Genomic DNA, 26,392 nt, shown 5'->3' with positions numbered 1-26,392 from the left:
CAATCGGGAAACGAGTACGTCCATCGTGACGCGGCGCACGGGCGCGCGCGACCGGGATGGCCGCGAGGGCGAGCCCAGGCCCCGCGCCCGATTGCCGCGCCGGACGGCCGGACCGAGCGTCTCCTCGCCCATCGGACGCCTGGTCGGACGACCCACCTGACGACTCGGGCCCGCGCGGCGCGCGGAGCTACCCTCCCGCGCACGACGACCGACAATACGAGTGGGTGTCGCCATGAGCGAGCGCGAGGGGGCCGGGACGGTGAGGCACGCCATCGCGGGCTTCACCAGGCCAGGGTTCGAGCCGGTCAGCGAAGCGTTCATCGAGAACTTCGAGCGCCGCGGTGAGCTGGGTGCGGCCTGCTGCGTCTATCTGCGCGGCGAGAAGGTCGTCGATCTCTGGGGCGGCATCCGGAACGAGGAGACGGGCGAACCGTGGGAAGAGGACACCATGGCCCTGGTCCACTCGACGACCAAGGGCATGGCGGGCCTGGCGATGGCGCTCGCCCATTCGCGAGGGCTCCTCGACTACGACGAGCACGTGAGCACCTACTGGCCGGAGTTCGCCCAGCAGGGCAAGGGACGGATCACCGTCCGGCAACTCCTGTCGCACCAGGCGGGGCTGTTCGCCCTGGACGAGCGACCGGTGAGGAGCCTCGTCGCGGATCCCGACCAGCTGGCCGTCGTCCTCGCGCGGCAGAAGCCCGCCTGGCCGCCCGGCGAACGCCAGGCCTATCACGCGATCACCATCGGCTTCTACGAGAGCGAGCTGCTGCGGCGGGTGGACCCCGGGCACCGGACCCTGGGACGGTTCTTCCACGAGGAGATCGCGACGCCGCTGGGGATCGACTTCTACATCCGGCTCCCGGAGGAGATCCCGGACTCGAGGCTGGCTCCGCTTCGCACGGCGAGCATGCTCGGTGCGATGGTCGGGATGCCTCTGCCGCTGGTCCTCCCGATATTGAACCCGCGATCGCGCATCCGCCGGGCGCTGCTGGGGTCGGAGCTGCCCGCGGAGAGCGACCACGTCTACGCCCGCAATCTGGAGGTGCCCGCCGGAGGAGGGGTGGGCACGGCACGCGCGATGGCGCGGGCCTACGGCGTGTTCGCGACCGGCGGGAGCGAGCTCGGGCTGCGCGAGGAGACCCTGCGGCAGCTCATGTCGCCCGCGGTCCGCCCGGTCCACGGCTTCCGCGACGAGTGCTTGAAGGTGGAGATCCAGCTCTCCCTCGGCTTCGCGAAGCCCAGCCCGAGGAACCCGTTCGCGCACCCGAGCGCGTTCGGATTCCCGGGGGCAGGGGGATCCTCTGGCTTCGCCGATCCCCACGCCGGGATCGGTTACGCGTACATCCCGAATCGAATGGGCACCCACCTGCAGGATCCGCGGGAAGCCGCGCTGCGCCAGGCGATGTACCGCTCGATCGGCGAGCCCGATCCTTACCGCGCGTGAGGGGCGCCCCCCGCGGACGTCGGTGAGAGCGCCTCTTCGGTTCGGAGAGCGGCCGTGAGGCGAGCAGGGTATCACCGGGGTGATGCTCGTCGCCCTGGACGTCCACTACGCGGCGCACGCGGCGACCACCGCGGCGGTTGGCTTCGCGGCGTGGTCGGACGAGGCGTCGATCCTCGAGTACGTGACCCGCTCCGACGCGGAGCCTGCGCCGTACGAGCCGGGCGCGTTCTACAGGCGGGAGCTGCCGTTCCTCCTCGAGGCCGTCACGAAGGTGGAGGAGCGCCATCCCGTCGAGGCGGCGATCGTGGACGGCCACGTCTGGCTCCGCGCGGGTGAGCCCGGGCTCGGGGCGCGGCTCCACGAGGCGATCGGCGCGCGGTGGGCCGTCGTCGGCGTCGCGAAGTCCGCGTTCGCGGGCGGGAGCGCGGTGCCCGTCCTCCGCGGCGGCAGCCGCCGGCCGCTGTTCGTCGGCGCGGTCGGGATGGACGTCCACCGGGCGGCCGCGCTCGTCCGAGGCATGCACGGGGCGCATCGCATGCCCACGCTCCTCGAGCGCGCCGACCAGCTCGCGCGCGGCCACGTGGCGCCGGATCGGTCGAAGGCGCTCTACTCCTCCCCGGGCTGAGCCCCGCGAACGTCCGTCGTGGGGAGCTCGACGCGGAAGGTCGAGCCGCGCCCGATCGTGCTCCGCAGGTCGAGCTTCCCGCCGAGGGAGGTCACCACCCCCTTCACGAGCGCGAGGCCGAGCCCGACCCCGCCGACCGTGCCGGGCGCGGCGAGCTGCTCGAACGGCTGGAACAGGCGCTCCCGGTCCTCGTCGCGGATGCCCGGGCCGGTGTCCCGGACCTCGATCCAGTACGCGTCCTGCTCCCGCCCGAGCGCCACCCGCACGGAGCCGTGCGCCGTGTACTTCACCCCGTTCACGACCAGGTTCACGAGCACGAGGCGCAGGAGCCGCGGATCGGTCCTGAGCGGCGCGAGCGGAGGCGACGGCTCGAGCGCGAGCGCGATGAGCTTCTGCTGCGCTTGCGGCAGCACGTCGTCCACGACCTCCGCCGCGAGCGCCGCGAGGTCCACCGGCTCGGGGTGGGGAACGAGCCTGCCGGTCTCGACGCGTGTGTACTCGAGGAGCGACTCGAGGAGGCCGACGAGGCGCGTCGCGGCCCGCGAGACGCGCGCGGTCGTCGCCGCCTGCTTCGGCGTGAGGGGCCCGTCTCGCGCGTTCGCGAGGCTGCCGATCCCGAGCTGGATCGAGGTGAGCGGCGTTCGCAGCTCGTGCGAGACGAGCCGCAGGAAACGGCTCTTCACCGCGCTCGCGCGCTCCGCCTGGTCGCGCGCGACGCGGGCGGTCTCGAGCGACACCTCGAGCTCGCGCTTGCGGCGGGCGAGCTCGGACGCGAGCGTCTCGAGGTCGCCGCTGCGTCTCTGCAGCTCGCGCGCGAGCACGTCGCGCGAGCGCTTCATCGACACGAGGTTCCGGACGCGCGCCCGCAGCTCCTCCGGACGAAACGGCTTCACGACGTAGTCGGCGGCGCCTTCCTGCAGCAAGCGCACGCGAACGGCCTCGTCGGCGCGCGCGGTCAGGACGATCGTGGGGGTGTCGGCGACGGCCGGCCGGCTGCGCACCTCGTCGAGCAGCACGTCGCCGGGCACCTCCGGCATCATCAGATCGGTGACGATGGCGTCCGGGCGCAGGACCTCTATCTTCTGCAGCGCCTCGCGGCCGTCGGAGGCGGTGTCGATCCGGAACTCGGCGCCGAGCGCCTCGGCGACGAAGCGGAGCGTCTCCGGGTTGTCCTCGACGACGAGGACCGGCGGCGCGTCGGCAGGGCCGGAGGTCGCGAGCGTCCCGGTGACGCGCGCGCGCAGCTCCTCGACGAGCGCCGCCGCCGCGCTGCCGTCCCCGGTCGTCGCCGCCGGCGTGGTCGTCTCCGCGCCGACGAGGACGAGCGGCGGGGGCTCGAGCGGGAGCTCCGTCTCGAGCAGGGCGCCCCCGAGCGACCCGTCGCGCACGTGGATGCTGCCGCCGTGGAGGACCACGAACTCCCTCGCGATCGCGAGCCCGAGCCCCGCGCCCCCGCCGCGGCCCTTGCGCCCCGGGTCCTGTCGGAACCGCTCGAACACGGCGTCGCGCAGCTCGGGCGCGATCCCCGCGCCGTCGTCCTCGACGCGGATCACCGCGCGTCCGTCCGCGACGGCCAGCGCGACGCGCACGTGGCCGCCGTCGGGCGCGAACTTGAACGCGTTGCCGACCACGTTGGCCAGGACCCGCTCCACCTTCGCCGCGTCCGCGCGCGCGGGCGTGGCCTCGGGCGCGTTCACCTCGACCTGGATGCGCCGCTCGCGCGCGAGGACGTCGAACTGACCGACCACGCCGCGGAGCATCGCCGCCAGGTCGACGCGGCCGAGCTGCAGCTTCACGCGCCCCTCCTCGAGCCGCGCGACCTCGAGCAGCTCGTCCACGTGGCGGAGCAGGAGCCGCGCGTTTCGCCGCACGATCTCCAGATCCCGCTTCGCCTGCGCGGGCAGCTCCTCTCCGAGCAGCTTCTCGACGGGGCCCAGGACGAGCGCGAGCGGCGTGCGCAGCTCGTGGCTCGCGTTCGCGAAGAGGCGGGTCTTCGCGTCGTCGAGCTCCTTCACCTGGGCGTAGAGCGCCTCGAGCTCGCGGTTCTTCACCTCGAGCGCCAGCCGCCGCTCCTCCGACACCTGCGCGGTCTGCGTCAAGCCGACGACGGCGGGACGCAGGCGGATCAGGTAGACGCCGGTCGCGACGGACGCGACCGCCGTCACCGCCTTGACGCCCCCGGAGATCCAGTACTGGGGATCCCACAGCGTGAGGATCTCCATGTAGTGCGTGAGGCCGCAGGCGCCGATGAACAGCCCGAACGCCAGGATCATCGGAGAGACCGGCAGGCGGAACCTGCCCACCCGGTGCCACAGGGGGAGCGAGATGACGACGTAGGCGGTGCCGATGAGGGCGTCGCTCGTGACGTGCAGGGTCACGAGCGACGGCCTCCACAGGTAGCAGTGCCCGTGAGGCATGAACTCTGAGGTGGAGAAGAGCTCGCGCAGCGTCTGGACCATGGCCGGCTCCGCGGAGAGGCGCCGCCACGATGGTGACCCGACTGGAGGGGAGCGGCTGCGCCCCAGAGGGTTCGTCCGAGCGCGCTCTCCGCGGGCGTGACCGGCGGGCGGCACGTGCGCCGGGCGGTGGCGGCCGGCGCGAAGGGCGCTCCCCGTCACGGAGCCTCGACGCTCGCCGAGGCGAGCCGTCGGTCTTCACCCCGTCCCAGGACCGCGGTGTTCGCAGCCCTCGGGTGCACCGCATGCGGCCACGCGGCGCCGGACCCGTCGAAGGCGCTCGGAACGCGTGACTCGAGCCCGTGAAGCGGCTCCGCATCTCCTCGATGCGCGTCCTGATCTGCCCGCGGACGTCGTCGGTCGAGGGCCCAGGGAAGCCGGCCCTCGGGCGTGTGGCGGCCGCATCGAGATCGGCACCCTCGAGGGCTCGCCGCCGGGCGCGCCGCGCGGCTCACCCATAGAATGCGATGGAGATGCGGGTGATCGCGCTTCCCCTGCTCGCGCTCGCCTGGGCCGGTTGCGGCCAGGCGGCGCCCCGCCCCTCGCCGACACCCGGCTTGACGGTCGATCCTTCCGTCTCCGCGCGCGTCCTGGTCAGCGGTCTCGGGAAGCCGGACGACATCGCCGTCGCGCCCGGCGGGACGGTCTACGTCAGCGACGAGTCCGGCGGCACGCTGTCGGCGTGGTCGCCCGCCACGGGCCAGGCGACGCTCGTCGCTCGCGCGCTCAGCCACCCCGAGGGGATCGTCGCTCTCGACGGGGCGCTCGTCGTCTGCGAGCAGGGCAGGAACCAGCTCTCGCGGGTCGATCCGAGCGACGGATCGGTCACGCTGTTCCGCGCGCTGTCGAACTCCACGGGCAAGCTCGGCGTGGACGGCCTGGCGTTCGATCCGACGCACCCTTCGATCGTCGTGCCCGACAGCCCCAACGGTACGCTCCTGCGGGTCAGCCTCGACGGCGCCGCGGCCACGCCCATCCGCGTGGCGAGCGCGAGCCAACCCCCGTTCGTGCGTCCGACCGGCGCGTTCGTGCGCTCGGACGGCGGCATCCTCGTCGCCGACGAGGACGGCGGCGACGTCGTGCTGGTGCGGACCGACGGCACCCCGCAAACGCTGCTCACCGGGTTGAACCTCCCCGACGACGTGCTCGGCGACGATCTCGGGGACGTCTACGTCAACACCGTGGGCGATGGCGTCCTGCACCGCCTCCGCGGAACGATGCACGAGGAGCTGATCACCGGTCTCGAGGCGCCGCACGGGCTCGCGTTCGATCTCGACGGCAACCTGCTGGTCACCGATCTCGGCGGCGGCGGACGGCTGATCAAGGTGTTCGTGCGTTGACCACGGTCCCGGACCCGGCTCGGCCCCTTGCGGTTCGTTCGAGCGCACGTGCGGGCGTGACCGGCGGGCGGCACGTGCGCCGGGCGGTGGCGACCGGCGCGAAGGGCGCTCCCCGTCACGGAGCCTCGACGCTCGCCGAGGCGAGCCGTCGGTCTTCACCCTGTCCCAGGACCGCGGTGTTCGCGGGCCCTCGGACGCATCGCATGCGCACGCCAACCGCTGGTGCCAAGTTGATCGCGCGGCCCATGGCGGCGCCGGTCGAACGGCCTCCCTCGCGGCGGCTCCGTCGATGTCGCCCCCGTCGGCATCCGGCGCAGGCGACCGCTCCTCGCCCGCGCGGTGGGCACCGGAACGGAGGGCGCATGTTCAGGGGAGGCGCGCTACGCATCGGAAGCGTCAGGGGCATCCCGATCCGGATCCACGTGACGTTCCTGATCGTGCTGCCGCTGCTCGCGGTCGGCTTCGGACGGGTGTTCACGGACGCGGCGCGCGCCGCCGGCGTACCAGCGGACAGGCTCCGCGGCGCGCCCGTGCTCTGGGGGCTGGTCGTCGCGATCGCGCTCTTCGCGTCGGTGCTCGTGCACGAGCTCGCCCACTCGCTCTACGCGCTGCGCAAGGGCGGCAGGGTCCGCGACATCACCCTGATCATGATCGGCGGCGTGTCGCAGATCTCCGAGCTGCCGCGGCCTGGCCGCGTCGAGGCCGTGATGGCGCTCGTGGGGCCGCTCACGAGCCTCGCGCTCGGGGGCGCCTTCTACCTCCTCCACCGGGCGCTCGCGGCGACGGGGCAGTTCGAGCTCACCTTCACCGCCTTCCACCTGTTCTACCTGAACGTGGCCCTCGGCCTCTTCAACCTGCTCCCGGCGTTTCCGATGGACGGAGGGCGCGTCCTCCGTGGGCTCCTCGAGGAGCGCTGGGGCGCGCTGCGGGCGACGCGGGTCTCCGCCGACGCGGGCAAGGTGTTCGCGCTGCTGTTCGCGATCGTCGGCTTCGTGACGGTCAACATCTTGCTCATGGTGATCGCGTTCTTCGTGTACGTGGGCGCCGAGGCGGAGAACCGGAGCGTCCTGGTGAAGGCCCTCCTCGGGAAGCTCCGCGTACGAGACCTCCCGATCCAGCGGACGGAGCCCGCGGAGGCCTCCACGTCGGTGTACGAGCTGGGGGAGCGGATGATCCGCGAGCGCCGCGTCGCGTACCCGGTCGAGGAGGAGGGCGCGGTGGCGGGGATCGTGACCCTCGAGGACGTCAAGAAGGTGCCGAGGGAGGAGCGGCACCGGCTCCAGGTCCGGGACGTGGTCAGGCGGGTCGAGCCCGTGGACGCCGCGGACGAGGCGGCCCGAGCCGTGCGCGCCCTCATGACCTCGAACGTCGCGGTCGTGCCCGTCGTGGAGCAGGGGCACCTCGTCGCCGTCCTGAGCCAGCTCGACCTCGCGCGCGGGCTGCAGCTGAAGGAGCTGGAGGCGACGCAGCACCCGTCGCCGCCGCCGCCGATCGCGCCGTGGACGTCGGCGGAGCAGCGCGTCTAGCGGCGCGCGCACGGCGATGGCGATCCGGCGCGGGGGAGCGCTTCATCGTCCTCGGAGGCGCCCGCGATGGACAGCCGGTTGGTGAGCCTGTCCCGCTTCCTGAGGCGAGCGGCGTCCGCGAGCATCCGCCCGGCCCATCGGTAGACGTTGAACTCGCCGACGTGGGCCCGCATCGCCCGCATGCGCTCCGCCTGCTCGGCAGGAGGCATGGCGAGCGCCGTCGCGAGCGCGGCGCTCGCCTCCTCGAGGTCGTACGGGTTCACGAGCAGCGCCTCGGTCAGCTCGCGGGACGCGCCGGTGAACCGGCTGAGCACGAGCACCCCCCGCTCGTCGTCGCGCGCGGCGAGGAACTCCTTGGCGACCAGGTTCATGCCGTCGTGCAGGCTGCTCACGTAGCAGAGGTCCGCCGCGCGGAGGTACCGGAACACGGCGGGCGGTTCGTGATGCGCGCGCAGCACCACGACGGGCTTCCACGCGCCCTCGGCGAAGCGCCCGTTGATGCGGCTCGCGAGGGCGTCCACCCGCTCGCTCAGCGCGCGGTACTCCGGGATGAGCGTCCGGCTGGGCGCCGCGAGCTGCGCGAACGTGAACCTCCCGCGGAACCGGGGAAAACGCTCGAGGAGGCGCTCGACGGCGAGGAGGCGATCCTCGATGCCCTTGGTGTAGTCGAGCCGATCGACGCCCACGCCGAGGAGCGCGTCCGGCCCGAGCCCCAGCTCCGCGAAGACCTCGCGACGGCACCGCGGGACGGGCGGCGCCGTCGCCGCCCGGCGGTCCGGCCACTCGATCGAGATCGGGTACGGCCGCACGAGCGACTCGCGCCCGCCGAGCACGACGGCATTGCGCTCGCGATCGATGCGCGCCTCGAGGAACCGGTCCACCGCTTCGAGGAAGTTGTTGCAGTGCTGCTGGGTGTGGAAGCCGAGGATGCTCGACCCGAGCATCCCGTCGAGCACCTCGCGATGCCATGGGCAGACGCCGAACCGCTCGGCGTTCGGCCACGGGATGTGCCAGAACGAGATGATCGTCGCGCGCGGCAGCCGCTCGCGGATCATCCGGGGCGCGAGCGCGAAGTGGTAGTCCTGCACGAGGACGACGGGATCGGGCCCCTCGACCTCCTCGCAGACCGCGTCCGCGAACCGGCGGTTCACGCTCTGGTACTGCCGCCAGTCCTCGACGCGGAACACGGGGCGCGTGTAGACGAGGTGGCAGAGGGGCCAGAGCCCCTCGTTCGAGAAGCCGTAGTAGTACCCGCGCTCCTCGGACTCGCTCAGCCAGACGCGACGGATGGCGTAGGACTCCTCTCCGGGGGGCACGAGGACGCGGTCCCGGCGATCGACCACCTCCCGATCCGCCGAGCCGCTGCCGTGCGCGACCCAGACGCCCGAGCACGCGCGCATCACCGGCTCGAGCGCCGTCACGAGACCGCTCGCGGGGTGCTGGACGTGGACGGCGCCGTCCGGGCCGCGGTCGTGCACGTATGGCTCGCGGTTCGCGAGGATGACGACCCGGTCGCCGTCGAGCGAGTCGGTGAGCACGCCGTGGAGGCGCTCGGGGGTCCACTTCCCCCCCGCGCTCACGCCCTGATCCGACGCGAGCTCGGTCATCATGGCCCGGAGATCCGAGAGGAGGGGGCCGAACCTCTTCTCCTGCCGGGTTCGCGGGCCCCAGACGACGCCCCTCCCCAACGTCAGCACCCGCAGGATCTCCTCGGTCCACCGGTGCCAGGTGAACCTCCGCACGAGCAGCGTGGCGATCGACGCGAGCAGGGCGACGACCGCGAACGCCCCGACCGTGAATCGTCTCATCGCGGCCTCCCGGCGCGCGACGAAGCTCAGGTCGTGTACGACCACGAGCTGCGCCACGATCCGGTCGTCGTCCAGGATGGGCACGACGGCGGCGTGAACGAGCCCGCCGTCCGGCTCCTCGAAGAGGTCGAGCCCGGCCTTCGGCGCGTCCACCACGCCGCGCTTCGCGAGCGCGTCGCACGCGTAGCGGGAAGGCAGCGCCGAGGTGCGCGCCAGCGGCTTCATCGAAGGCGTGCAGAGCGCCGCCGCCATGATCCGGTCGTCGCGCGCGATCTCGTCGAGCACCGCCGCGAGCTTCTGGCGATCGCCGGCGCGGAAGTACGTCGCGAGCGCCTCGCGCGCGCCGGCCGCGACGAGCCGGGTGCGTAGCTGGACGTCCCGCTCGAACCACGAGCGCGTCGTCCCGTTGACGAACCACGTGGCACCCCACGCGAGGGCTGCGAGGATGCCGAGGAGCGGGAGCAGGATCCTGTACGCCATCGCCACCCATCGGAAAGCGCCCGCACGAAGGGCGGCGAACCCGGAGGTTCGCTCGTTCCGAATGGCGGCCCGACCATTCGTCTAGACCTGCAGCGGCCGTCGGCGCTGCACCCAATCGACGAGCTTAACGCGACGCGGCGCCGCTCTCAAGAAACGCCCGCGGAGGGCCCGCAGGACCTTCGACGCAAAGGATCCTCGCGAAGGATCGTCGGAGGTGCCGGGCTCTCCGTGTGGGCGCTCGCCTCACGTGGTCCCTCCCGCCTCCGCGTCGTGAGCGGATCGATGGGGCCGATCGGCTGGGAAATCCGGCGCATCAAAGGGCGTTCGTGCCGACGATCACGTCCTGCGCCGGCGCGGAGCAGCGCCGCCAGACGCCGTAAGCCAGGAACGAGGCTCCCCCCACCGCGAGCATCGCCATCATGCCGAACGCGAGCCCGCGCGCGGAGCCCCACAGCAACGGCGCGACGACGGCGGTCACGACCGCGTTGCCGGACGTCTGGACGAAGGCCTGGCACGAGGAGGCGAGGCCGCGGCGCGAGGGGAACAGGTCGAGCGCCATCAGCGTCAACGAGGGCATCGCGAGCGACGTGCCCAGCACGTACCCGACGAGCGGCAGGATGCTCCAGGGCAGCGCGGGCGCGAAGAAGGCGTGGAAGGCCGCGTTCGCGCCGGCCGACAGCGCCATCGCGGCGTACGCCAGCGCGACGGTGCGCCGGGGGGAGACTCGACCGGCGAGGGCCCCGGACAGCGACGTGCCGAGCAGCATCCCGCCGCTGATCGGGCCGAAGAGCCAGAGGAACGCGGTCTCGGGGACCCGCAGGTGCTGGACGAGGAACGTCGGCGCGGAGACGATGTAGACGAACACCGCCGAGAAGCAGAAGGTCAGCGCGAGGACGAGCGCCAGGAAGGCCGGGGAGCCGAGCACCTCGCGGTAGCCGCTCGCCATCGAGCGCACCTCGAGCGGCCGGCGCTGCGCCGCGGGCAGGGTCTCCGGCAGCCCGCGCCAGCACGCGACGACGAGCCCCGCGGAGAAGAGCGCGAGGAACGCGAACACCGAGCGCCACCCGAACCAGACGTGGAGCCAGCCCCCGACCACGGGGCCGAGCGCGGGCGCGATGGCGAACACGAGGGCGATGCGGCTCATGAGCCGCTGCGCCTCGGCGCCCTCGAGGAGGTCGCGGACCAGGGCGCGGCCGATCACCATCCCCGCGCCCGCGGTCATCCCCTGGACGGCGCGGAAGAAGAGCAGCGCCTCGATCCGCCACGAGAGCATGCACCCCACCGAGGCGAGCGAGAACAGCGCGAGCATCCCGAGCGTCACGCGGCGGCGGCCGAGCGCGTCGGAGATGGCCCCGTGCCAGAGCGTCATGACGGCGAAGGGGATCATGTACGCGGTGAGCGTCTGCTGGACGAGGAGCGCGGGCGCGCCGAACGCGCGGCCGATCTCCTGGAACGACGGTAGGTACGCGTCGGTCGAGAAGGGGCCGATCGCCGAGATCGCGGCGAGCAGGAGGGGGAGGCCGCGGTGATCTCCGCGAGCGAGTCGATGGGGCATGTGTGGTGGATCGCTCCTGTTGCACGTCACGATGCACGCCGGAGCGTGCAAGGCCCGTTCCGCTGGTGCGTCGGCTGGCCAGCGCCGGGCGGTCGATTGTAGGGGCCCCGAAGCTCGGGTGCAGCCGTTTCAGCGGAACTTTCGCGCGGCGGCCGCCCACGTCCGGGGCAGCCATCGCGGGAGCGAGGCTGGTCCAGCGCCATCGCCTCGCCGCGCGCGCGCCAGGCCGGCTCGGCGCGGCTCATCGATCAGCGCGGCCCCAATGATTCGGGGCCAGACGAGCGCGGCGACGGGGAGAGCGGTGGGCCGCGCGTCACCGCGTGAGCAGCTCGCACGCGTGGTCGATCTCGTCCGACTTCGCCTTCACGAGCTTCTGGGCGAGCGCGGCGATGCGGGCGAGGGTCCCCGGGCTCGCGTCGTCCATGTCCTCGGGGACGCCCCCCTCGCCGAGCAGCGCCTGCCAGCGGAACATCCGCCCCTCGGGCAGCATCCGGCTCATCACGAGCGCGGCCGCCTCGGACTGACCGTCCATCATCGTGTAGAGCACCGGGATCGCCCAGCGGATGGCGCCCCAGCTCCGGATCTCCTCGAACGGGTAGCTCCGGGTCATGGAGCCCGTGCCGAGCGAGAGGATGATCTCGTCCTGGACGTCGCGAGGTCGCGTGAACGCGTACGCGAGCGCCACCGGGTCGTTCGCGAAGACGCCCCCGTCCACGAGCGTCAGCGTCCTGCGCCCCTCGCGCGCCTCGACCCGGTGCGGGGGGAAGTAGGTCGGCGCCGCGGAGGTCGCCATCGCGGCGTCGAGCACCGCGACGTCGCGGAGCTGGTCGAAGTAGACCTGGTCCTCGTCCGCCTGGCTGTCGAAGAACACCGGGACCCGGAGGGCCGTGTCGTAGCTCGTCACGAACACCCGCGCGAGCGCGTCCGCCACCCGCGCGTCCCCGAGGTAGCGCCGCAGGACGGCGCGGCGGCCGTCCGCCGGGTACTTGGGCCTGACGAGGTCGTGCAGATCCTCGTTCCTCGGGATCCCGAACAGCTCACCGACCTCGCGCGACAGCGGCAGCCCGTCCGCGATCGCGTCGAGGGTCTCCCACGGCTGGGACTTCGAGAAGATCTCCTGGCCGTTCGTCACGTACATGTCGACGAGCTCCGACGCGGAGTACTTCGGGCGATCGCCCTCCCGCAGCGTCAGCCCGAGCGCCAGGATGCCGCCGGTCGAGGTGCCCGCCAGGACGTCGAACAGGCTCGAGATCGGCTTCCCCGTCCGCCGCTCGATCTCCGCGAGCACCATGCCAGGCAGGATCCCCCGGATCCCGCCGCCGTCGATCGAGAGCAGTCGAAATCGCGCCATGAGCGTCTCCCCCCAGGACGCGCAGTCTCGCCTCGGCCTCGGTGCGCGCGCGGGCGGGATCTTGGGTCCGGCCCACCTCCGGGCGCGATCTCGGCCGAGCCCGCGCATGGCGACCCGATCGCGCCCTCCAGGCGATGGTATCGCCGACACGAGCCGAGCGTGATCGCGGCGGCGCCGGATCGGCGGCGGCGACGCGCCACCCGACGCGTCCGTGGGGACGCGGTGCCCGGACCGTACTCCCGCTCGGCCTGAGCGCAGCGCGGCGTCGCCGCGGAGTCGACGGCCGCGCGCGCCGGACCGACGACGCGGTCAGGCGGGCCGGTCGCCGGTCCTCGTGCGCGCCGCGAGCGCAGCCCGCCGCGCGGCATCCGCCTCGACGCGCACGGCGGCGACGCGGCGCTGCGCCTCCTCGAGGTCCCGCTCGGCCTGCTGGACGCGCGCCTCGACGGCGCGAAGCGCACGCGCCCTGCGCTCGGCGTCCCGCTCGGCTCGCCTGCGCTCGCGCTCTCGCCGCGCGGCCTCGGCCCGCGCGTTCCGCTCGGCGGCCTTGCGCGACCGCTCGGCCTCGCGATCCCGCTCCTGCTGCCTCGCCGGGGCTGGCTCGTGCCCGGGGCGAGGAGTCCCCGCGCCGCGCCGGGCCGGCGAGGGCGGCGCCACCGCGGCGAGGCCCGTCAGGAATTCGGTACCGCCCAGCGCCGGCAGCCGATCGAGCACGCCATCCTGCAAGCGAGCCCGAGCGGCAGCGTCCGTGGTGGCCGCGGCGCGGAGCCCTCTCTCCACCTGCCCGAGGAGCGCGCTCCCCGCTCCGTGTCCGGCCCGCGCGGCGATCTCCCGCGCCGCCTCGACCCCTGCGGCGACGGCGTCGTGAACCGCCGCGCTCGCGCTCCTGAGGTCGGTCGCGTCGCCTCGGACCGCGCGGGCCTGGGCGTCCCGGAGGCGATCCCCCGCCGCGAACGCCGCCGAGATCACCTCGGGCCTCTCGCGTGCCACGGCGTCGAGGAGCCAGACCGCGCGCGCGGGCCGGCGCAGCCGCCACACCGTGCCCGTCGCCGGGCTCGCCTCGGCGGCGAGCGACCGCGCGAGCGCGTCGCGCGCGGCCACGAACCCCGCCGGCGGTAGCGCGTAGAGATCGCGGACGCGGGGGTCGGGGCCGCGCCTGCCAGCCGAGCTCGTCGCGCGCTTCGCCATCTCGCCTCGTGGAGGATGGCGTCGGGGGCGTCCCCGCGCAGCGAGAATGCCCAGCGAGCGGCTGCACGCGGGCCGGGGAAGCCGGGGGAGAAGGGGCACGCTGGCTGCTCCCCGGGTCAGGGCTCGCCCGCGATCAGCGCCTCGAGCCTTTCGAGCGGCGCAGGCTTCGCGAGGTGCGCGTCGAAGCCGGCCTCCTTCGCGCGATCGCGGTCCTCGGGTTGGGCGTAGCCGCTGAGCGCGACGAGCCGCGTGCCCCGGAGCGACGGGTCGGCGCGCAGCGCCCGCGCGACCTCGTATCCGCTCACGTCCGGGAGGCCGATGTCGCACAGCACGACGTCTGGCCGGAGCTCGCGGGCGAGCGCGATGCCTGTCCGGCCGTCGTGCGCCAGCGCGACACGGTGACCGAAGAGCTCGAGCAGGTCGCCGAGCGACTGGGCGGCGTCGGGGTTGTCCTCGACGACGAGGACGTGACGCCCCGCCGCCGCGCCCTTCGCCGGCGAGGCGGCCGTCGCCTCGGAATCCGGCACGCGCGGAAGCCTGACGACGAACTCGGAGCCGCGGCCCGGGCCCGCGCTGTGCGCGCGCACCGTGCCGCCGTGCAGCTCGACGAGCCCGCGCACCAGGGCGAGGCCGAGGCCGAGCCCGCCGCGCGTCCGCGCGAGGCTCCGCTCGGACTGCGCGAACGGCTGGAACATGCGATCGATCTCGCTCGGCTCCATCCCCACGCCGTCGTCGCGCACGCGGAGCTCCGCGTCTCCTTCCGCCACGCCCGTGTGGACGGAGACACTCCCGCCCGCCGGCGTGAACTTGGCCGCGTTCTGGAGGAGGTTGCCGATGACCTGCGAGATCCGCGTCGCGTCCGCGTCGATCCAGACGGCGCCGGGCGTCGTGTCGATGCGCAGAGCGATCCCGCGCGACTCGAACAGCGCGCGGTGGTCGTCGCAGGTGCGGCGGGCGACGGCGCGCAGGTCGAGGTGGCGGCGGTGGAGCTGGATCTTGCCGCGCGTGACGCGGGTCACGTCGAGCAGGTCGTCCACCAGGCGCGCGAGGTGCTCCGTCTGGCGGCGGAGGACCTCCTTCGCGCGGCCCGCCTGCGGGCTGTCCGGGGCGGCGCGCTCGAGGAGGTGGACGCTGGTGCCGATCGTCGCGAGCGGGTTCCGCAGCTCGTGGGAGAGGACGCCGAGGAACTCGTCCTTGCGCCGGTCCGCCTCCCGCAGCCGCTCGTTCGCCTCGCGCAGCCGCTCCTCGGTGCGCTTCCGCTCGGTCACGTCGAGGAAGACGACCGCGAAGTAGCCGGGCTTCGGGCGGTACGCCGTCGCGTCGTACCACCGGTCCAGCTCGATCATGTGCTGCTCGTAATGCACCGGGACGCCGGTCCGCGCGACCTCCCCGAGGACCTCGATCCAGCGGGCCGGGTCGCCTCGGATGCCGGGGAGGACCTCGGTGATGCGCCGCCCGAGGACGTCCTCGCGGCGGAGCCCGGTCTGCACCTCGAACGCGAGGTTCGCCTCCTCGTGCACGTAGTCGACCGGGACGTCCCCCTCGAAGATTGCGCGGCAGAGGGTGAACCCGGTCGTCAGGTGGTCGAAGAGGTCGCGGTACTTCGCCTCGCTCTCGCGCAGCGCGCGCTCGGCTTCGTCGCGCGCCGTGACGTCATGGATCGACACCATGAAGAGCGGCGGCTCCCGTCGTCCGGGGAGCCGCCGGGCGGTGTACAGCCCGACCCAGCTTCGCCCGGTGTCCCGCCGCCGGACGTGGAGCAGCAGATCCGTGACGACCTCGCCGCGCGCGGCGCGCGAGGCGGGACCCTGGTCGGCCGGCACGGGCTCGTCTCGCGCGTCGCGTACCTCGAGCAGGTCCGGAGCAGCGCGCAGCGCGCCGCGGAGCTCGTCGACGGACACGAACCCGTGCAGCGCGAGCCCGGCGGGGTTCATCTCGACGATCTCGCCCCCGGCGTCCGAGATGACGAGCGGGTGCTCGATCGCGGACGCGATCGTACGCACGTGCTCGAGCGACGGCTCGAGCGGCGGTGGTCGCGGCGTGTTGCCGAATGTGCGCCGCGGGATCAATGCGCCGGTGCGCCACCGTGCTCGACGGGCAGGGTCGGCTCGCGGCTGTGCTCGATGACCTCGGCGGCGAGCATCCGGCTCACCATCGCGAGGTCGTCCACGCTGAGGAGGCCCACGAGCCGCTTCTGCCGGTCGAGCACCATCACCCGCCGGACCGCGTGCTGCTCCATGAGCTCGGCCCCGCGCCCGAGCTCGTCGTCCTCGAAGCAGTAGACGACCTGCGCCGTCATGGCGTCCCGGACCTTCGCGGCGCCGGGCGCGAGCCCCGCGGCGACGCCCCGCACGACGATGTCGCGATCCGTGATCATGCCGACGAGCCGATCGCTCTCGCATACCGGGAGCGCTCCGATCCCGGTGTCTCGCATCCTCCGCGCCGCGGCCTCGAGCGCCTCGTCCGGCCCGATCGTCTCGGCGCGCACGGTCATCGCCTCTCCGACTCGCATGGCGTCACCTCTTCGGACGTGCTCGGTACACGCGCCCATCACATGCTAGGCCCTGCGACGCCTGCGTCGAGGTCGGGCAGAAGGGGGCCGGCGCGCCGGCGTCCGCGCGGGGGCGATTCGCGCCGCGCGAGCGCCGCTGCTCACGAGCGCGCCGCGAGCCGCCGTGCGAGCGCATCGCGGCGCGCCGCCAGCGCCGGGCTCACCTCCACCGGGTAGGGCGGGGTCGCCGGCTCCAGCGCGCGCACCCGCTCGGGGAGCGCGTCGCGCTCGGCGCGCGCGTAGGCCCGCAGCGCGTCGAGGGTCGGCGGCGCGCCGACGCGCCGACCCGCGCGCATCGCGGGCGCGAGGAGCGGGCGACCGGGATGATCCTCCTCGTGGCCCGCCAGGAGATCGTCGGTCGCCTGCCCGTCGCGGGAACGCCGGAACACCTGCTTGCGGCCGGGGAGCAGCGCCTTCCCGGCGGAGAGCTTCATGCGGTCGCGCCCCGCGTACGAGACGAGCTTGTAGGCCATGTCGAGGCTGGGGGCGTCCTCCGAGACGCCCATCGCCGTGCCGACCCCGAAGGCGTCGATGGGGGCGCCCTCGCGGAGGAGCCGGGCGATCGCGTCCTCGTCCAGGCCGCTGCTCGCGAAGACGCGGACCCGGGCGAGGCCCGCGTCGTCCAGGAGCCGCCGCGCGCCGCGCGACAGCTCGAGCAGGTCGCCGGAGTCGAGGCGCACCGCGGTGACCTGGAACGCCGGGCCGAGCGCGCGGGCGAGCCGGATGACCTCGCGGATCCCGCCGAGCGTGTCGTACGTGTCCACGAGCAGCACCGTCCGCGGGTGGACGCGCGCGAACGCCTCGAACGCCTCGGCCTCCGTCTCGTGCACCTGCACGTAGCTGTGCGCCATCGTCCCGGCCACCGGGATGCCATACACCCGGCCGGCGAGCAGGTTCGACGTCGAGTCGATCCCCGCCAGGTACGCGGCGCGGACGACCTTGAGCCCGGCGTCCGCGCCGGGCATGCGGCGGACCCCGAAGTCCACCACCGTGCGGCCCGCCGCGGCGGTCACGACGCGCGACGCCTTCGACGCGGCGACGGTCTGCACGTGCATCTGGTTCATGATCACGGTCTCGACCAGCTGCGCCTGCGGGAGCGGCGCCACCACCTCCAGCAGCGGCTCGCCGGGGAAGGCCGGCGTCCCCTCGGGGATCGCGTGGACGTCGCCGGTGAAGCGGAAGTCGCGGAGCCACGCGAGGAGGCGCTGCGACACCACCCCGAGCGACGCGAGGTACGCGATCGCGTCCTCGGAGAAGCGCAGCCGCTCGAGCAGCGACAGCACGCTCTCGAGGCCGCAGGCGACGAGGTAGTTCCGCCGCCGCGGGAGCCGTCGCACGAACAGGCTGAAGACCGCCTCCTCGCCGAGATCCTCGGCGAGGTACGCGTCGATCATCGTGAGCTCGTACAGGTCGGTGAGGAGGGCGACGTCGTCCTCTCCGACCCACGCGGCCGGTGGGGATCCGGTCGGGTCCTCGATCGAGTGGCCCATCACCTGCTCCGGGCGCAGCGTGCCTCCGCGCTCCGACGCTCGACACGCTAGCGCCGTCCACCGCCAGCGAGCCGGAGCAGATGGGGCGCCGCCACGAAGAGCGGCCGGAGGCGACGGCACCGGGAGAGCGCCCGTGCCCGCGCCGCGCCACGAGATCGCCCGGGCGCTCGCCGGGCGGTTCGCCCCGTGGCGACGGCCGCCCCGGATGGCCGCGGGGCCACCCCGGAGACGTGGGCCTATCATTCATTTGGGGCCGTCGAGGGCCGGCGGCCGCGGCGACGGGGGCGGTCGTGGAGAACGCGGAGATCGCGCGGGTCCTGTCGGAGATCGCGGACCTCCTGGAGCTCACGGGCGGAAACACGTTCAAGGTCCGGGCCTATCGCCGCGCCGCGCAGGTCGTCGATCTCCACCCGACCTCGGTCGCGCAGGCGTGGCGGGAGGGGCGCGCGGCCGAGCTGACGGGGATCGGCGACCGCATCGCGGAGAAGATCGGCGAGCTGGTGGAGGTCGGGGAGTGCCGCGAGCACGCCAGGCTCGCCGCCCTCGTCCCGCCGGGCGTCGTGGACCTGCTCCGCCTCGAGGGGATGGGGCCGAAGACGGTCGAGGCGGTGTGGAAGGGGCTCGGGATCACCGACGTCGCGGCCCTCGAGGAGGCGTGCCGGTCCGGACGCATCCTCGAGGTGCCGCGCCTCGGGCCGACGCGCGCCGCCGCGATCGTCGCGGCGATCGCACGCCTCCGGGCGCGCGCGGGGCGCATGCTCCTCCACCGCGCGCTCGGTCACGCCGACGAGATCCTGGCGCGGCTCCGAGCCGTGCCGGGGGTCAGGCAGGCGGAGGCGGCCGGGAGCGTGCGGCGCCGCAAGGAGACCGTGGGCGATCTCGACCTGCTCGTCGCGACGACCGACGCCGCGCCGGTCGTGCGCGCGTTCTGCGGCTCCGCGGGCGTGGGGCAGGTGCTGTCGGAGGGCTCGACCAAGGCCTCGGTGCGGCTGAAGGCCGGGCTCCAGGCCGACCTGCGCGTGGTCGCGCCGGAGTCGTTCGGGGCGGCGCTCCACTACTTCACCGGGAGCAAGTCGCACAACATCGCGCTCCGGACCCGCGCGATGAAGCTCGGCCTCAAGGTCTCGGAGTACGGCGTCTTCGATCGCGAGGGGCGTCGCCTGGGAGGCCGGGACGAGGCGGACGTGTTCCGGGCGGTGGGGCTCCCGTTCATCCCGCCCGAGCTGCGCGAGGGGACCGGGGAGATCGAGGCGGCGGAGGCGGGGCGGTTGCCGCGCCTCGTCGAGGAGGCCGACCTGCTCGGCGATCTGCACGTGCACTCGCGCGCGTCGAACGACGCCCGCTCCGAGCTGGAGGACCTGGCGCGCGCCGCGCGCGCGCTCGGGCGGCGGTACCTCGCGATCACCGACCACTCCCGCGCGCGTCCGCTCGGGCTCGACGCCGCCCGCCTCGCGGAGCACGTCGCCGCGATCCGCGCGGCCGACCGGAGGGAGGCGGGTGGGCCACGGCTCCTCGCCGGCGTCGAGGTGGACATCCTCCCGTCCGGCGAGCTCGACCTCCCGCCCGACGCGCTCGCGGGGCTCGACTGCGTGGTCGCGAGCGTCCACGCGCACTTCGACGACCCGGCCGGGCGCAACACGCAGCGGCTCGAGCGCGCGCTGCGCTCGGGCGTCGTGCACGTCCTCGGACACCCGAGCGCCCGCGAGATCGGCTCGCGCGAGCCGTGCGCGCTCGATCTGGAAGGGGTGCTGGAGGTGGCCCGGGAGCAGGGCGTCGCGCTGGAGGTGAACGCCATGCCCGAGCGGCTCGACCTCACCGACGTGGGCTGCCGGGCGGCGCGGGCGGCGGGGGTGCCGGTGGTCATCTCCTCCGACGCGCACGAGGCGAGCCACCTCGCGAACCTCCGCTACGGCGTCTGGGTCGCGCGGCGAGGGTGGCTCGAGGCGAAGGACGTGCTGAACACGTTGCCGCTGGCGGAGCTCCGGCGACGGCTCGCGCGATCGCCGCGGGCGGCGCCCCGCCCGCCACGTCCGAAGCAGCGCGCGGCCCGGGCAGAGGAGGAGACCCATGCAGAAGCCCATCGAGGTGACGTGGCACGGCATCCGTCCGCCTGAGGCGCTCGCGGCGCACGTCCAGGATCGTGCGGCCCGGCTCGAGCGCTACTGCGATCGGATCGTCGGCTGCGACGTGACGCTGGAGGCGCCGGTCCGGCAGCACCACCGGCACGCGGGATCGCTGTACCGCGTCCGGATCGAGCTCTCGGTCCCCGGGGGCAAGCTCGTCGTCGGGCGCGATCCGCAGAAGGGCGCGAAGCACTCGGACCTGTACGCCGTCGTGGACGGGGCGTTCCGCGAGGCCCGCAGGCAGCTCGAGGACCGGATGCGCCGCCTCGACCAGCGCGTGAAGGCTCACGCGCTGCCGACGCAGGCGCTCGTCGCGCGGCTCTTCCGGGACGAGGGGTACGGGTTCCTCGAGACGCCGGACGGCCGCGAGATCTACTTCAACGCGCGGAGCGTCCTGCGCGGCGCGTTCCGCCGCCTGCGCGTGGGGACCCGCGTCCGGTTCGTCGAGGAGGCCGGCGACGAGGGGCCGCAGGCGAGCACCGTCGAGCCCGTTCGCCGCCACCGGGCGCGCCCGGCCGAGCGGGCGCCCGCCCCTCCGGCGGCGCCTCCCGCCGGGCCGTGAGCCGCGCCGCGGGCGGCGCGACCGGCGTGCCGTCCCGGTCTTCGTGCTCGCGGGAGCGCGCCTCCACTCCCGCTGCGCGGGTGCGGGCGCGCCCCGGCCCCATCTGCTCGCGCCCCGCAGCGTCGCTGGAGCGTACGCTCGGGTCATGAAGAAGCAGCTCCTCTTCGACGCTGACGCGCGCGAGAGGGTCCTCCGCGGCGCCACGCTCCTCGCCAACGCGGTCCGCGTCACCCTCGGGCCGAGGTCGAAGTGCGTGCTCATCGACAAGCGGTGGGGGGAGCCCATCGTCTGCAACGACGGCGTGACCATCGCGAAGGAGCTGGAGGTGGACGATCCGGCCGAGAACCTCGGGATCCGGATGATCCGCGAGGCGGCCGAGCGCACCGGCGAGGTCGTGGGCGACGGCACGACGACGGCGACGCTCCTCGCGCACGCGATCTACCTCGAGGGCGTCCGGAACGTCGCCGCCGGCGCGAGCGCCGTGGAGATCAAGCGCGGGCTCGAGCGCGGCCTGCGCGCGGCGGTGGCGTCGCTGCGCGCGCTGTCCCGGCCGGTCACCACCCGCCGCGAGAAGGCGCAGGTGGCGACCATCTCCGCCCACAACGATCCCGCCATGGGGGACCTCGTCGCGGACGCGATCGAGCGGGTCGGCGGCGAGGGCGTGATCTCGGTCGAGGAGGCCAAGGGGATCGAGACCACGCTCGAGGTCGTGGAGGGGATGCAGTTCGACCGCGGCTACCTCTCGCCGTACTTCGTCACGGACCCGGATCGCATGGAGTGCGTCCTCGAGGACGCGCTGGTGCTCCTCTCGGACCGGCGGATCAGCGGCATGAAGGACCTGGTCCCGCTCCTGGAGGAGGTGGTGAAGACGGGCCGGCCGCTGCTCGTGATCGCCGAGGACGTGGACGGCGAGGCCCTCGCCACCCTCGTCGTGAACAAGATCCGGGGCGCGCTGCACTGCGCCGCCGTGAAGGCGCCCGGCTACGGCGACCGGCGCAAGGCCATGCTCGAGGACCTCGCGATCCTGACGGGGGGACGCGTCGTCTCCGAGGAGCTGGGGATCCGGCTGGAGCACCTCTCGGTCGCCGAGCTGGGCAGCGCGCGGCGCATCGTGGTCGATCGCGAGAACACGACGGTGATCGGCGGGGCCGGCGATCGCAAGGCCATCGCGGACCGCGCGGAGCGGCTGCGCCGCGAGATCCGCGAGACCACGAGCGACTACGACCGGGAGAAGCTGAACGAGCGGCTCGGGAAGCTCACGGGCGGCGTCGCCGTCATCCACGTGGGCGCGCCGACCGAGGCGGAGCTCAAGAGCCGCAAGGAGGCGCTCGAGGACGCCATCAGCGCGACCAAGGCGGCGGTCGCGGAGGGGATCGTCCCCGGCGCGGGGCTCGCGCTCCTGCGCGCGATCCCCGCCATCGAGGAGGAGGGGGCCGCCTGCGCCGGCGACGAGCGGACGGGGCTCGGCGTGCTCCAGCACGCCCTCGCGGTGCCGACGCGGCAGATCGCGGTGAACTCCGGCGAGGACGGGGCGGTGGTCGTCGAGCGGATGCGCGCGGGATCCGGGAGCTACGGGTTCGACGCGGCGCGGGGGCAGTACGTCGATCTCGTCGAGGCCGGGATCGTGGACCCGACCAAGGTCGTGCGGCTCGCGCTCGAGAACGCGGTCTCGATCGCGGGCGTCCTGCTGCTCACCGAGGCGACGCTCGTCGAGCTCCCGGAGCACAAGCCCGAGGCGGGCGCGCCGCCGGAGCCCTGACCCGGCGGGGCGGCGTCGTCGAGGCGGCGGGGTGAGGCTGCGCAGTCGCGCCGCGCGATCAGGGCGGCGCGTCTGCTCCGTTGTCCAGGCGGCATGCCGGCCGAGCCCGCTCGTGCCTGGCCGATCCCCGTCCCGTCCGGCGGGGGATCCCCCGGCGCTTCGCCCGGTCATGCGTCCACCGGGCGCTCCCGCGCGGCTGTCCCCTTGCGGGGCGCGAGGTTGCGTGCGAATTTCGGCGACGCCGCCGAGCCACCTGCGTCCCGGCCGTCTTTCCCGATCTCGCCAAGGAGCCGCACGATGAAGAACCTCGTCCTCGCAGCGCTCTGCCTCGCGACGCTTCATTGCCGCTCCTCCGCCACCGACCAGTCGCTCCAGGCGGTGAAGGCGAAGGGCAGCCTCGTCCTCGGCCTCGACGACTCCTTCCCGCCGATGGGGTTCCGGAACGAGGACAACCAGATCGTCGGGTACGACATCGACCTCGCGAAGGAGGTCGCCAGGCGGCTCGGCGTCCGGCTCGTCGCCCAGCCGATCGACTGGAACGCCAAGGAGCAGGAGCTCGCCACCGGCAAGATCGACTGCATCTGGAACGGCTTCACCATCACCGGCGAGCGCGAGAAGGCGATGGCGTTCACGAAGCCCTACCTGCGGAACGCGCAGGTGGTGGTGGTGAAGAAGGACTCGCCGTACACCACCCTCGCCAGCCTGAAGGGGAGGAAGGTCGGGCTCCAGGCCGGCTCCTCGGCGGCCACCGCGCTCGAGGGCGCCACGGCGTTCCGCGCGTCGCTCGCCCAGGTGGTCGAGTTCAAGGACAACCTCACCGCCCTGATGGACCTCGAGGCTCACGGGGTGGACGCCGTGGTGATGGATCTCATCGTCGCGAACGACAACATCAAGCGCTCGGGGCGGCCCTACGTCGTCCTGCAGGAGTCGCTCGCCCCGGAGGTCTTCGGGGTGGGCTTCCGCAAGCACGATCTCGCCCTCCGCGACGCGGTGCAGGGCGCGCTGCAGGCGATGGCCGCCGACGGGACGCTCGCGAAGATCACCGCCGGGTGGTTCGGCTCCGACCTCTCGGTCGTCGGGAAGTGACCGGGCCTTCCGCTCGCGGCGCGCGTCGCGGAGCACGGGCGATCGCGATGATCCACGGGGGCACCAGCGCATGACGAAGATGCTGGAGGCGATGCTCGAGGGGTCGGTCGTCTCCCTCGAGATCTTCTCCCTGACCCTGCTCTTCGCGCTGCCGCTGGCCCTGCCGGTCGCCCTCGGCCGCATGTCGGCCAACCGGCTCGTCCGCGCCCCGATCGACCTCTACGTCCTGGTGATGCGCGGGACGCCGCTCATCCTCCAGATCCTGTTCGTCTACTTCGCCCCGTACTACCTGTTCGAGGCCTCGTACGATCGGTTCACCGCCGTCGTCGTGGCCTTCACGATCAACTACGCCGCCTACTTCGCCGAGATCTACCGGGGCGGGATCCAGGCGATCCCCAGGGGCCAGTACGAGGCGGCCAAGGTGCTCGGCTTCACCCGCGCCGACACCTTCTTCCGGATCGTCCTCCCGCAGGTGGTGAAGCGGATCCTGCCCGCCACCGCGAACGAGGTCATCACGCTGGTGAAGGACACCGCCCTCGCCCAGACCATCGGGGTGGCCGAGCTGTTCCGCGTGGCGCAGAACGCCTCCGCCCGCCAGTTCTCCACCACGCCCATCTTCATCGCAGGCGTCTTCTACTTCGTGATGAACTGGGCGGTCTCCGAGGCCTTCCTCCGCATGGAGCGGAGGCTCGAGTACTACAGATGAGCGTGGACGGCGCCGTGGACGTGGTCAGCGTCGAGCATCTCTCGAAGTCGTTCGGCGACCTCCGGGTCCTCGCGGACCTCTCCTTCTCGGTGCACCAGGGGGAGGTGCTCGCGATCATCGGGCCGTCCGGCTCCGGCAAGTCGACGCTCCTCCGCGCGATCACCCACCTCGAGACCGCCACGGGCGGCAGCATCGCGATCTGCGGCACCCGGATCCTGGACGACGGCGTCTACGCGGACAAGGCCACGCTCCGCAGCGCGCTCCTCAAGCTCGGGCTCGTGTTCCAGGACTTCAACCTGTTCCCGCACTTCTCGGTGCTGCGGAACCTCACCGAGGCCCAGGTGCGCGTGCTGGGGCGCGGCGCGGCGCAGGCGCGCGAGGTCGCCGTGGCGCTGCTCGAGAAGATGGGGCTCGCCGGCAAGGCCGCCGCCTATCCGTGCGAGCTCTCCGGCGGGCAGAAGCAGCGCGTCGCCATTGCCCGGGCCCTCGCCCTCGATCCGCAGGTCCTCCTCTTCGATGAGCCGACCAGCGCCCTCGACCCCGAGCTCACGGGCGAGATCCTCGAGGTCCTCCGCGGCCTGGCCGCCGAGAAGATGACCATGGTGGTGGTGACCCACGAGATGGGCTTCGCCCGCGACGTGGCCGACCGCGCCATGCTGATCGACGCCGGGCTCATCGTGGAGGAGGGCCCGGCCCGGGAGCTCATCGACAACCCCAGGAACGAGCGGACCCGGGCGTTCCTGAAGCGCTTCTCCCGATCCGGCCGCACGTAGCCGCGCCGGGGCCGCAGGGAGTCGATCCCTGGGCAATGGGCCTGCGCGCCGGATTGACTCATGGTGATCGGTGGTGGGGAGGGATTCTCCTGGCTTGATCCTCGCCGCTCCGCCCGGGTAATGTTCGACGACACGTCACTGACGGTGCTGCGGTGCGCCGGGGGAGGGGACTGGTGGGGATCGCTCGTTCTTTCGTGGCCGTCTTCGTGCTCGCGGTCGCGCCGATCGTGGCGCACGCCGAGTCGTTCGATCAGGAGACCGAGGCGAGCCCGGCCCCGTCGGGCCCGGCCGCGACGCCCCCGGTCTCGTCGCCCCCGCCGGTGACCGCGCCTCCCGCGCAAGCGCGCCCCGCGGTGCGGTTCGTCGGCGCGCTCGGGCTCGACTTCGGCTTCACCAACCTGCTGAAGGTGAAGATGAGCGACGGCTCGAGCCAGTCGCTCGCCGCGAACCAGGGCTTCTTCTTCTCCCTCGGCGCCGCGTTCCTGCCGCTCCTCGACGGCCGCCTCGAGACGCAGGCGACGCTCGGGGTGAAGGGCTGGAGCATCGACGCCTCCAACGGCAGCGCCTCGATCGTGACCTTCCCCCTCGAGGTCCTCGAGGTCGTCCACGTCGATCCGCTCCGGTTCGGGGCAGGGGTCGTCTACCTGCACCGTCCGACGCTCTCCGGGAAGGGCGTGCTCGACCCGGTGGACACGAGCTTCGAGAGCTCGCTCGGCGTCATCGCGGAGGCGGAGTGGACCGTGCGCACGTCGCGCACCGCGGTCCTCGGGTTCGGTCCGCGCTACATCTGGCAGGAGCTGCGGGTGCGGGACGGCGGGCCGGTCGTCGATGCGAGCGCGATCGGTTTCGTGATGTCGCTCACGGCTGGCTAGGGCCGCGCACCGCCCGGAGGCGTCGCCTTTCGTCGCGGCGACCGCGCCCGCCGCCGGGCGGCCGCATGGCCGATCACGCGGCGCGAACGATGGGGGCGTCGGGGAGCCTGACCAGCCGCCGGTACGAGAGCAGCATCGCGACGCGCCAGCGGAGGATCATCCCGAACGCCAGGAGGAAGAAGAGCCCTCCCGTCTGCATCGGGGAGAGGACGTGCTCGACGTAGGTGCGGAGCGCGAGCCTCACCGCGACGACCCCGAGCAGGATCCAGAGGAACGCCCTCGAGCGCTCCAGGAGCACGACGTCGCCGCGGCGGACGAGCCGGGAGGAGCGCGCGACCGGGATCGCGAGGACGAGGGCGCCGAGGAGGAACGCCGCGAGCGCCCACGCCCACGGCACGCGGGCCGCGGGGGCGAGGAACATCGCGAGCCCCGTGCTCATCCCGAGCGGGGGGCCGATGATCCTCCCCGTGGAGATCGGCCGGCTCGTCTCGCGCAGGCGCCAGGCGATCATCGCGCCCGCCCCGAGCAGGGAGCCGGCGACGGTGAACAGCAGGGGGACGTGGACGATGGGCATGGAGTCCTCTCGGGCTCGGGCTCGCGTTCGGGGCGGGCTTGACTGCAACAGCCGAGCCAGCGAACGATTTCCCGCGTTCGACCCACGCGACCTGGACAGCTCGCTGGAGCGAGGTATCTC

20 protein-coding genes are annotated in these 26,392 nt (G+C 73.5%); 11 read left to right on the top strand and 9 right to left on the bottom strand.

The annotated features are described in order from the left end of the window. Window positions 1–232 precede the first annotated feature (232 nt). Together MNZ27_RS02420 and MNZ27_RS02415 are read left to right on the top strand one after the other, a co-directional pair. Window positions 233–1,447, top strand: coding sequence for a serine hydrolase domain-containing protein (locus tag MNZ27_RS02420; RefSeq protein WP_242392430.1), 1,215 nt, complete (start codon window positions 233–235; stop codon window positions 1,445–1,447). An 82-nt stretch (window positions 1,448–1,529) separates the two neighbouring features. Then, window positions 1,530–2,072 (top strand): endonuclease V, encoded by a 543-nt coding sequence (locus MNZ27_RS02415; RefSeq protein ID WP_242392429.1) that lies wholly within the window; start codon window positions 1,530–1,532, stop codon window positions 2,070–2,072. Here MNZ27_RS02415 and MNZ27_RS02410 read toward each other — a convergent pair. After that, window positions 2,054–4,531, bottom strand: a complete 2,478-nt coding sequence (locus MNZ27_RS02410) for an ATP-binding response regulator (RefSeq protein ID WP_242392428.1) — start codon at window positions 4,529–4,531, stop codon at window positions 2,054–2,056. The two genes, MNZ27_RS02415 and MNZ27_RS02410, sit on opposite strands and share 19 nt — an antisense overlap. Before the next feature lie 464 nt (window positions 4,532–4,995). Here MNZ27_RS02410 and MNZ27_RS02405 point away from each other — a divergent pair, with 464 nt between their 5' ends. Then, window positions 4,996–5,868, top strand: coding sequence for an NHL repeat-containing protein (locus tag MNZ27_RS02405; protein WP_242392427.1), 873 nt, complete (start codon window positions 4,996–4,998; stop codon window positions 5,866–5,868). A 422-nt stretch (window positions 5,869–6,290) separates the two neighbouring features. Continuing rightward, the gene (locus tag MNZ27_RS02400) at window positions 6,291–7,394 is read left to right on the top strand and encodes a site-2 protease family protein (RefSeq protein WP_242392426.1); all 1,104 of its coding nucleotides are present in this window, start codon (window positions 6,291–6,293) and stop codon (window positions 7,392–7,394) included. Here MNZ27_RS02400 and MNZ27_RS02395 read toward each other — a convergent pair. The 7 genes from MNZ27_RS02395 to MNZ27_RS02365 form a co-directional block, all read right to left on the bottom strand. Next, a complete protein-coding gene (locus tag MNZ27_RS02395) occupies window positions 7,391–9,682 on the bottom strand; it encodes a trehalose-6-phosphate synthase (RefSeq protein WP_242392425.1) in 2,292 nt (763 codons plus the stop codon). The genes MNZ27_RS02400 and MNZ27_RS02395 overlap by 4 nt on opposite strands. Window positions 9,683–9,995: 313 nt before the next feature. Beyond that, window positions 9,996–11,237 (bottom strand): multidrug effflux MFS transporter, encoded by a 1,242-nt coding sequence (locus MNZ27_RS02390; RefSeq protein WP_242392424.1) that lies wholly within the window; start codon window positions 11,235–11,237, stop codon window positions 9,996–9,998. A 313-nt stretch (window positions 11,238–11,550) separates the two neighbouring features. Next, entirely contained in the window at window positions 11,551–12,588 is a 1,038-nt protein-coding gene (locus MNZ27_RS02385; RefSeq protein WP_242392423.1) for a patatin-like phospholipase family protein, read from the bottom strand. Between the two features lie 309 nt (window positions 12,589–12,897). Further along, window positions 12,898–13,776, bottom strand: coding sequence for a hypothetical protein (locus tag MNZ27_RS02380; protein ID WP_242392422.1), 879 nt, complete (start codon window positions 13,774–13,776; stop codon window positions 12,898–12,900). Window positions 13,777–13,892: 116 nt separating this feature from the next. Next, on the bottom strand, window positions 13,893–15,779 hold the full coding sequence (locus tag MNZ27_RS02375) for a hybrid sensor histidine kinase/response regulator (protein ID WP_242392421.1): 1,887 nt from the start codon (window positions 15,777–15,779) through the stop codon (window positions 13,893–13,895). 62 nt (window positions 15,780–15,841) lie between these two features. Further along, window positions 15,842–16,288: a CBS domain-containing protein gene (locus MNZ27_RS02370; protein ID WP_242392420.1), complete on the bottom strand. Its 447-nt coding sequence runs from the start codon at window positions 16,286–16,288 to the stop codon at window positions 15,842–15,844. 140 nt (window positions 16,289–16,428) lie between these two features. Continuing rightward, window positions 16,429–17,817 carry a nicotinate phosphoribosyltransferase gene (locus MNZ27_RS02365; protein WP_242392419.1) on the bottom strand — a complete coding sequence of 463 codons (1,389 nt, stop codon included), beginning with the start codon at window positions 17,815–17,817 and terminating at the stop codon, window positions 16,429–16,431. A 290-nt stretch (window positions 17,818–18,107) separates the two neighbouring features. Between MNZ27_RS02365 and polX the strand changes: the two genes are divergently transcribed. From polX to MNZ27_RS02330, 7 genes are all read left to right on the top strand, one after another. After that, window positions 18,108–19,931 carry a DNA polymerase/3'-5' exonuclease PolX gene (polX, locus tag MNZ27_RS02360; RefSeq protein WP_242392418.1) on the top strand — a complete coding sequence of 608 codons (1,824 nt, stop codon included), beginning with the start codon at window positions 18,108–18,110 and terminating at the stop codon, window positions 19,929–19,931. Continuing rightward, complete coding sequence (locus tag MNZ27_RS02355; protein WP_242392417.1) at window positions 19,885–20,502, top strand: HPF/RaiA family ribosome-associated protein; 618 nt, start codon at window positions 19,885–19,887, stop codon at window positions 20,500–20,502. The genes polX and MNZ27_RS02355 overlap by 47 nt, the downstream gene beginning before the upstream one ends. Window positions 20,503–20,647: 145 nt before the next feature. Continuing rightward, window positions 20,648–22,261, top strand: coding sequence for a chaperonin GroEL (groL, locus tag MNZ27_RS02350; RefSeq protein WP_242392416.1), 1,614 nt, complete (start codon window positions 20,648–20,650; stop codon window positions 22,259–22,261). Window positions 22,262–22,558: 297 nt separating this feature from the next. Continuing rightward, window positions 22,559–23,347 carry an amino acid ABC transporter substrate-binding protein gene (locus MNZ27_RS02345; protein ID WP_242392415.1) on the top strand — a complete coding sequence of 263 codons (789 nt, stop codon included), beginning with the start codon at window positions 22,559–22,561 and terminating at the stop codon, window positions 23,345–23,347. A gap of 70 nt (window positions 23,348–23,417) precedes the next feature. Beyond that, window positions 23,418–24,053 (top strand): amino acid ABC transporter permease, encoded by a 636-nt coding sequence (locus MNZ27_RS02340; RefSeq protein WP_242392414.1) that lies wholly within the window; start codon window positions 23,418–23,420, stop codon window positions 24,051–24,053. Then, window positions 24,050–24,826, top strand: a complete 777-nt coding sequence (locus MNZ27_RS02335) for an amino acid ABC transporter ATP-binding protein (protein WP_242392413.1) — start codon at window positions 24,050–24,052, stop codon at window positions 24,824–24,826. Before MNZ27_RS02340 ends, MNZ27_RS02335 begins: the two co-directional genes overlap by 4 nt. 194 nt (window positions 24,827–25,020) lie before the next feature. Further along, on the top strand, window positions 25,021–25,698 hold the full coding sequence (locus tag MNZ27_RS02330; protein WP_242392412.1) for a hypothetical protein: 678 nt from the start codon (window positions 25,021–25,023) through the stop codon (window positions 25,696–25,698). A 73-nt stretch (window positions 25,699–25,771) separates the two neighbouring features. Here the strand turns inward: MNZ27_RS02330 and MNZ27_RS02325 are convergent, their stop codons facing one another. Beyond that, window positions 25,772–26,272 carry a CcdC family protein gene (locus tag MNZ27_RS02325; protein ID WP_242392411.1) on the bottom strand — a complete coding sequence of 167 codons (501 nt, stop codon included), beginning with the start codon at window positions 26,270–26,272 and terminating at the stop codon, window positions 25,772–25,774. Window positions 26,273–26,392 lie beyond the last annotated feature (120 nt).

Origin of the sequence: Anaeromyxobacter oryzisoli (assembly GCF_022690765.1) — a bacterium.
In the GTDB taxonomy this organism is placed as follows: domain Bacteria; phylum Myxococcota; class Myxococcia; order Myxococcales; family Anaeromyxobacteraceae; genus Anaeromyxobacter; species Anaeromyxobacter oryzisoli.
The sequence above is the reverse complement of the archived record's forward strand: the minus strand, read 5'-3'. Positions and strand labels throughout refer to the sequence as shown.

Excerpts from the sequence above, each read along its gene's own strand:
- MNZ27_RS02410 (WP_242392428.1), bottom strand. The coding sequence starts at position 4,531 with ATGGTCCAGACGCTGCGCGAGCTCTTCTCCACCTCAGAGTTCATGCCT.
- MNZ27_RS02390 (WP_242392424.1), bottom strand. The coding sequence starts at position 11,237 with ATGCCCCATCGACTCGCTCGCGGAGATCACCGCGGCCTCCCCCTCCTG.
- MNZ27_RS02385 (WP_242392423.1), bottom strand. The coding sequence starts at position 12,588 with ATGGCGCGATTTCGACTGCTCTCGATCGACGGCGGCGGGATCCGGGGG.
- MNZ27_RS02345 (WP_242392415.1), top strand. The coding sequence starts at position 22,559 with ATGAAGAACCTCGTCCTCGCAGCGCTCTGCCTCGCGACGCTTCATTGC.
- MNZ27_RS02420 (WP_242392430.1), top strand. The coding sequence starts at position 233 with ATGAGCGAGCGCGAGGGGGCCGGGACGGTGAGGCACGCCATCGCGGGC.
- groL (WP_242392416.1), top strand. The coding sequence starts at position 20,648 with ATGAAGAAGCAGCTCCTCTTCGACGCTGACGCGCGCGAGAGGGTCCTC.
- MNZ27_RS02370 (WP_242392420.1), bottom strand. The coding sequence starts at position 16,288 with ATGCGAGTCGGAGAGGCGATGACCGTGCGCGCCGAGACGATCGGGCCG.
- MNZ27_RS02335 (WP_242392413.1), top strand. The coding sequence starts at position 24,050 with ATGAGCGTGGACGGCGCCGTGGACGTGGTCAGCGTCGAGCATCTCTCG.
- MNZ27_RS02365 (WP_242392419.1), bottom strand. The coding sequence starts at position 17,817 with ATGGGCCACTCGATCGAGGACCCGACCGGATCCCCACCGGCCGCGTGG.
- MNZ27_RS02325 (WP_242392411.1), bottom strand. The coding sequence starts at position 26,272 with ATGCCCATCGTCCACGTCCCCCTGCTGTTCACCGTCGCCGGCTCCCTG.
- MNZ27_RS02340 (WP_242392414.1), top strand. The coding sequence starts at position 23,418 with ATGACGAAGATGCTGGAGGCGATGCTCGAGGGGTCGGTCGTCTCCCTC.
- MNZ27_RS02355 (WP_242392417.1), top strand. The coding sequence starts at position 19,885 with ATGCAGAAGCCCATCGAGGTGACGTGGCACGGCATCCGTCCGCCTGAG.
- MNZ27_RS02380 (WP_242392422.1), bottom strand. The coding sequence starts at position 13,776 with ATGGCGAAGCGCGCGACGAGCTCGGCTGGCAGGCGCGGCCCCGACCCC.
- MNZ27_RS02405 (WP_242392427.1), top strand. The coding sequence starts at position 4,996 with ATGGAGATGCGGGTGATCGCGCTTCCCCTGCTCGCGCTCGCCTGGGCC.
- MNZ27_RS02395 (WP_242392425.1), bottom strand. The coding sequence starts at position 9,682 with ATGGCGTACAGGATCCTGCTCCCGCTCCTCGGCATCCTCGCAGCCCTC.
- MNZ27_RS02415 (WP_242392429.1), top strand. The coding sequence starts at position 1,530 with ATGCTCGTCGCCCTGGACGTCCACTACGCGGCGCACGCGGCGACCACC.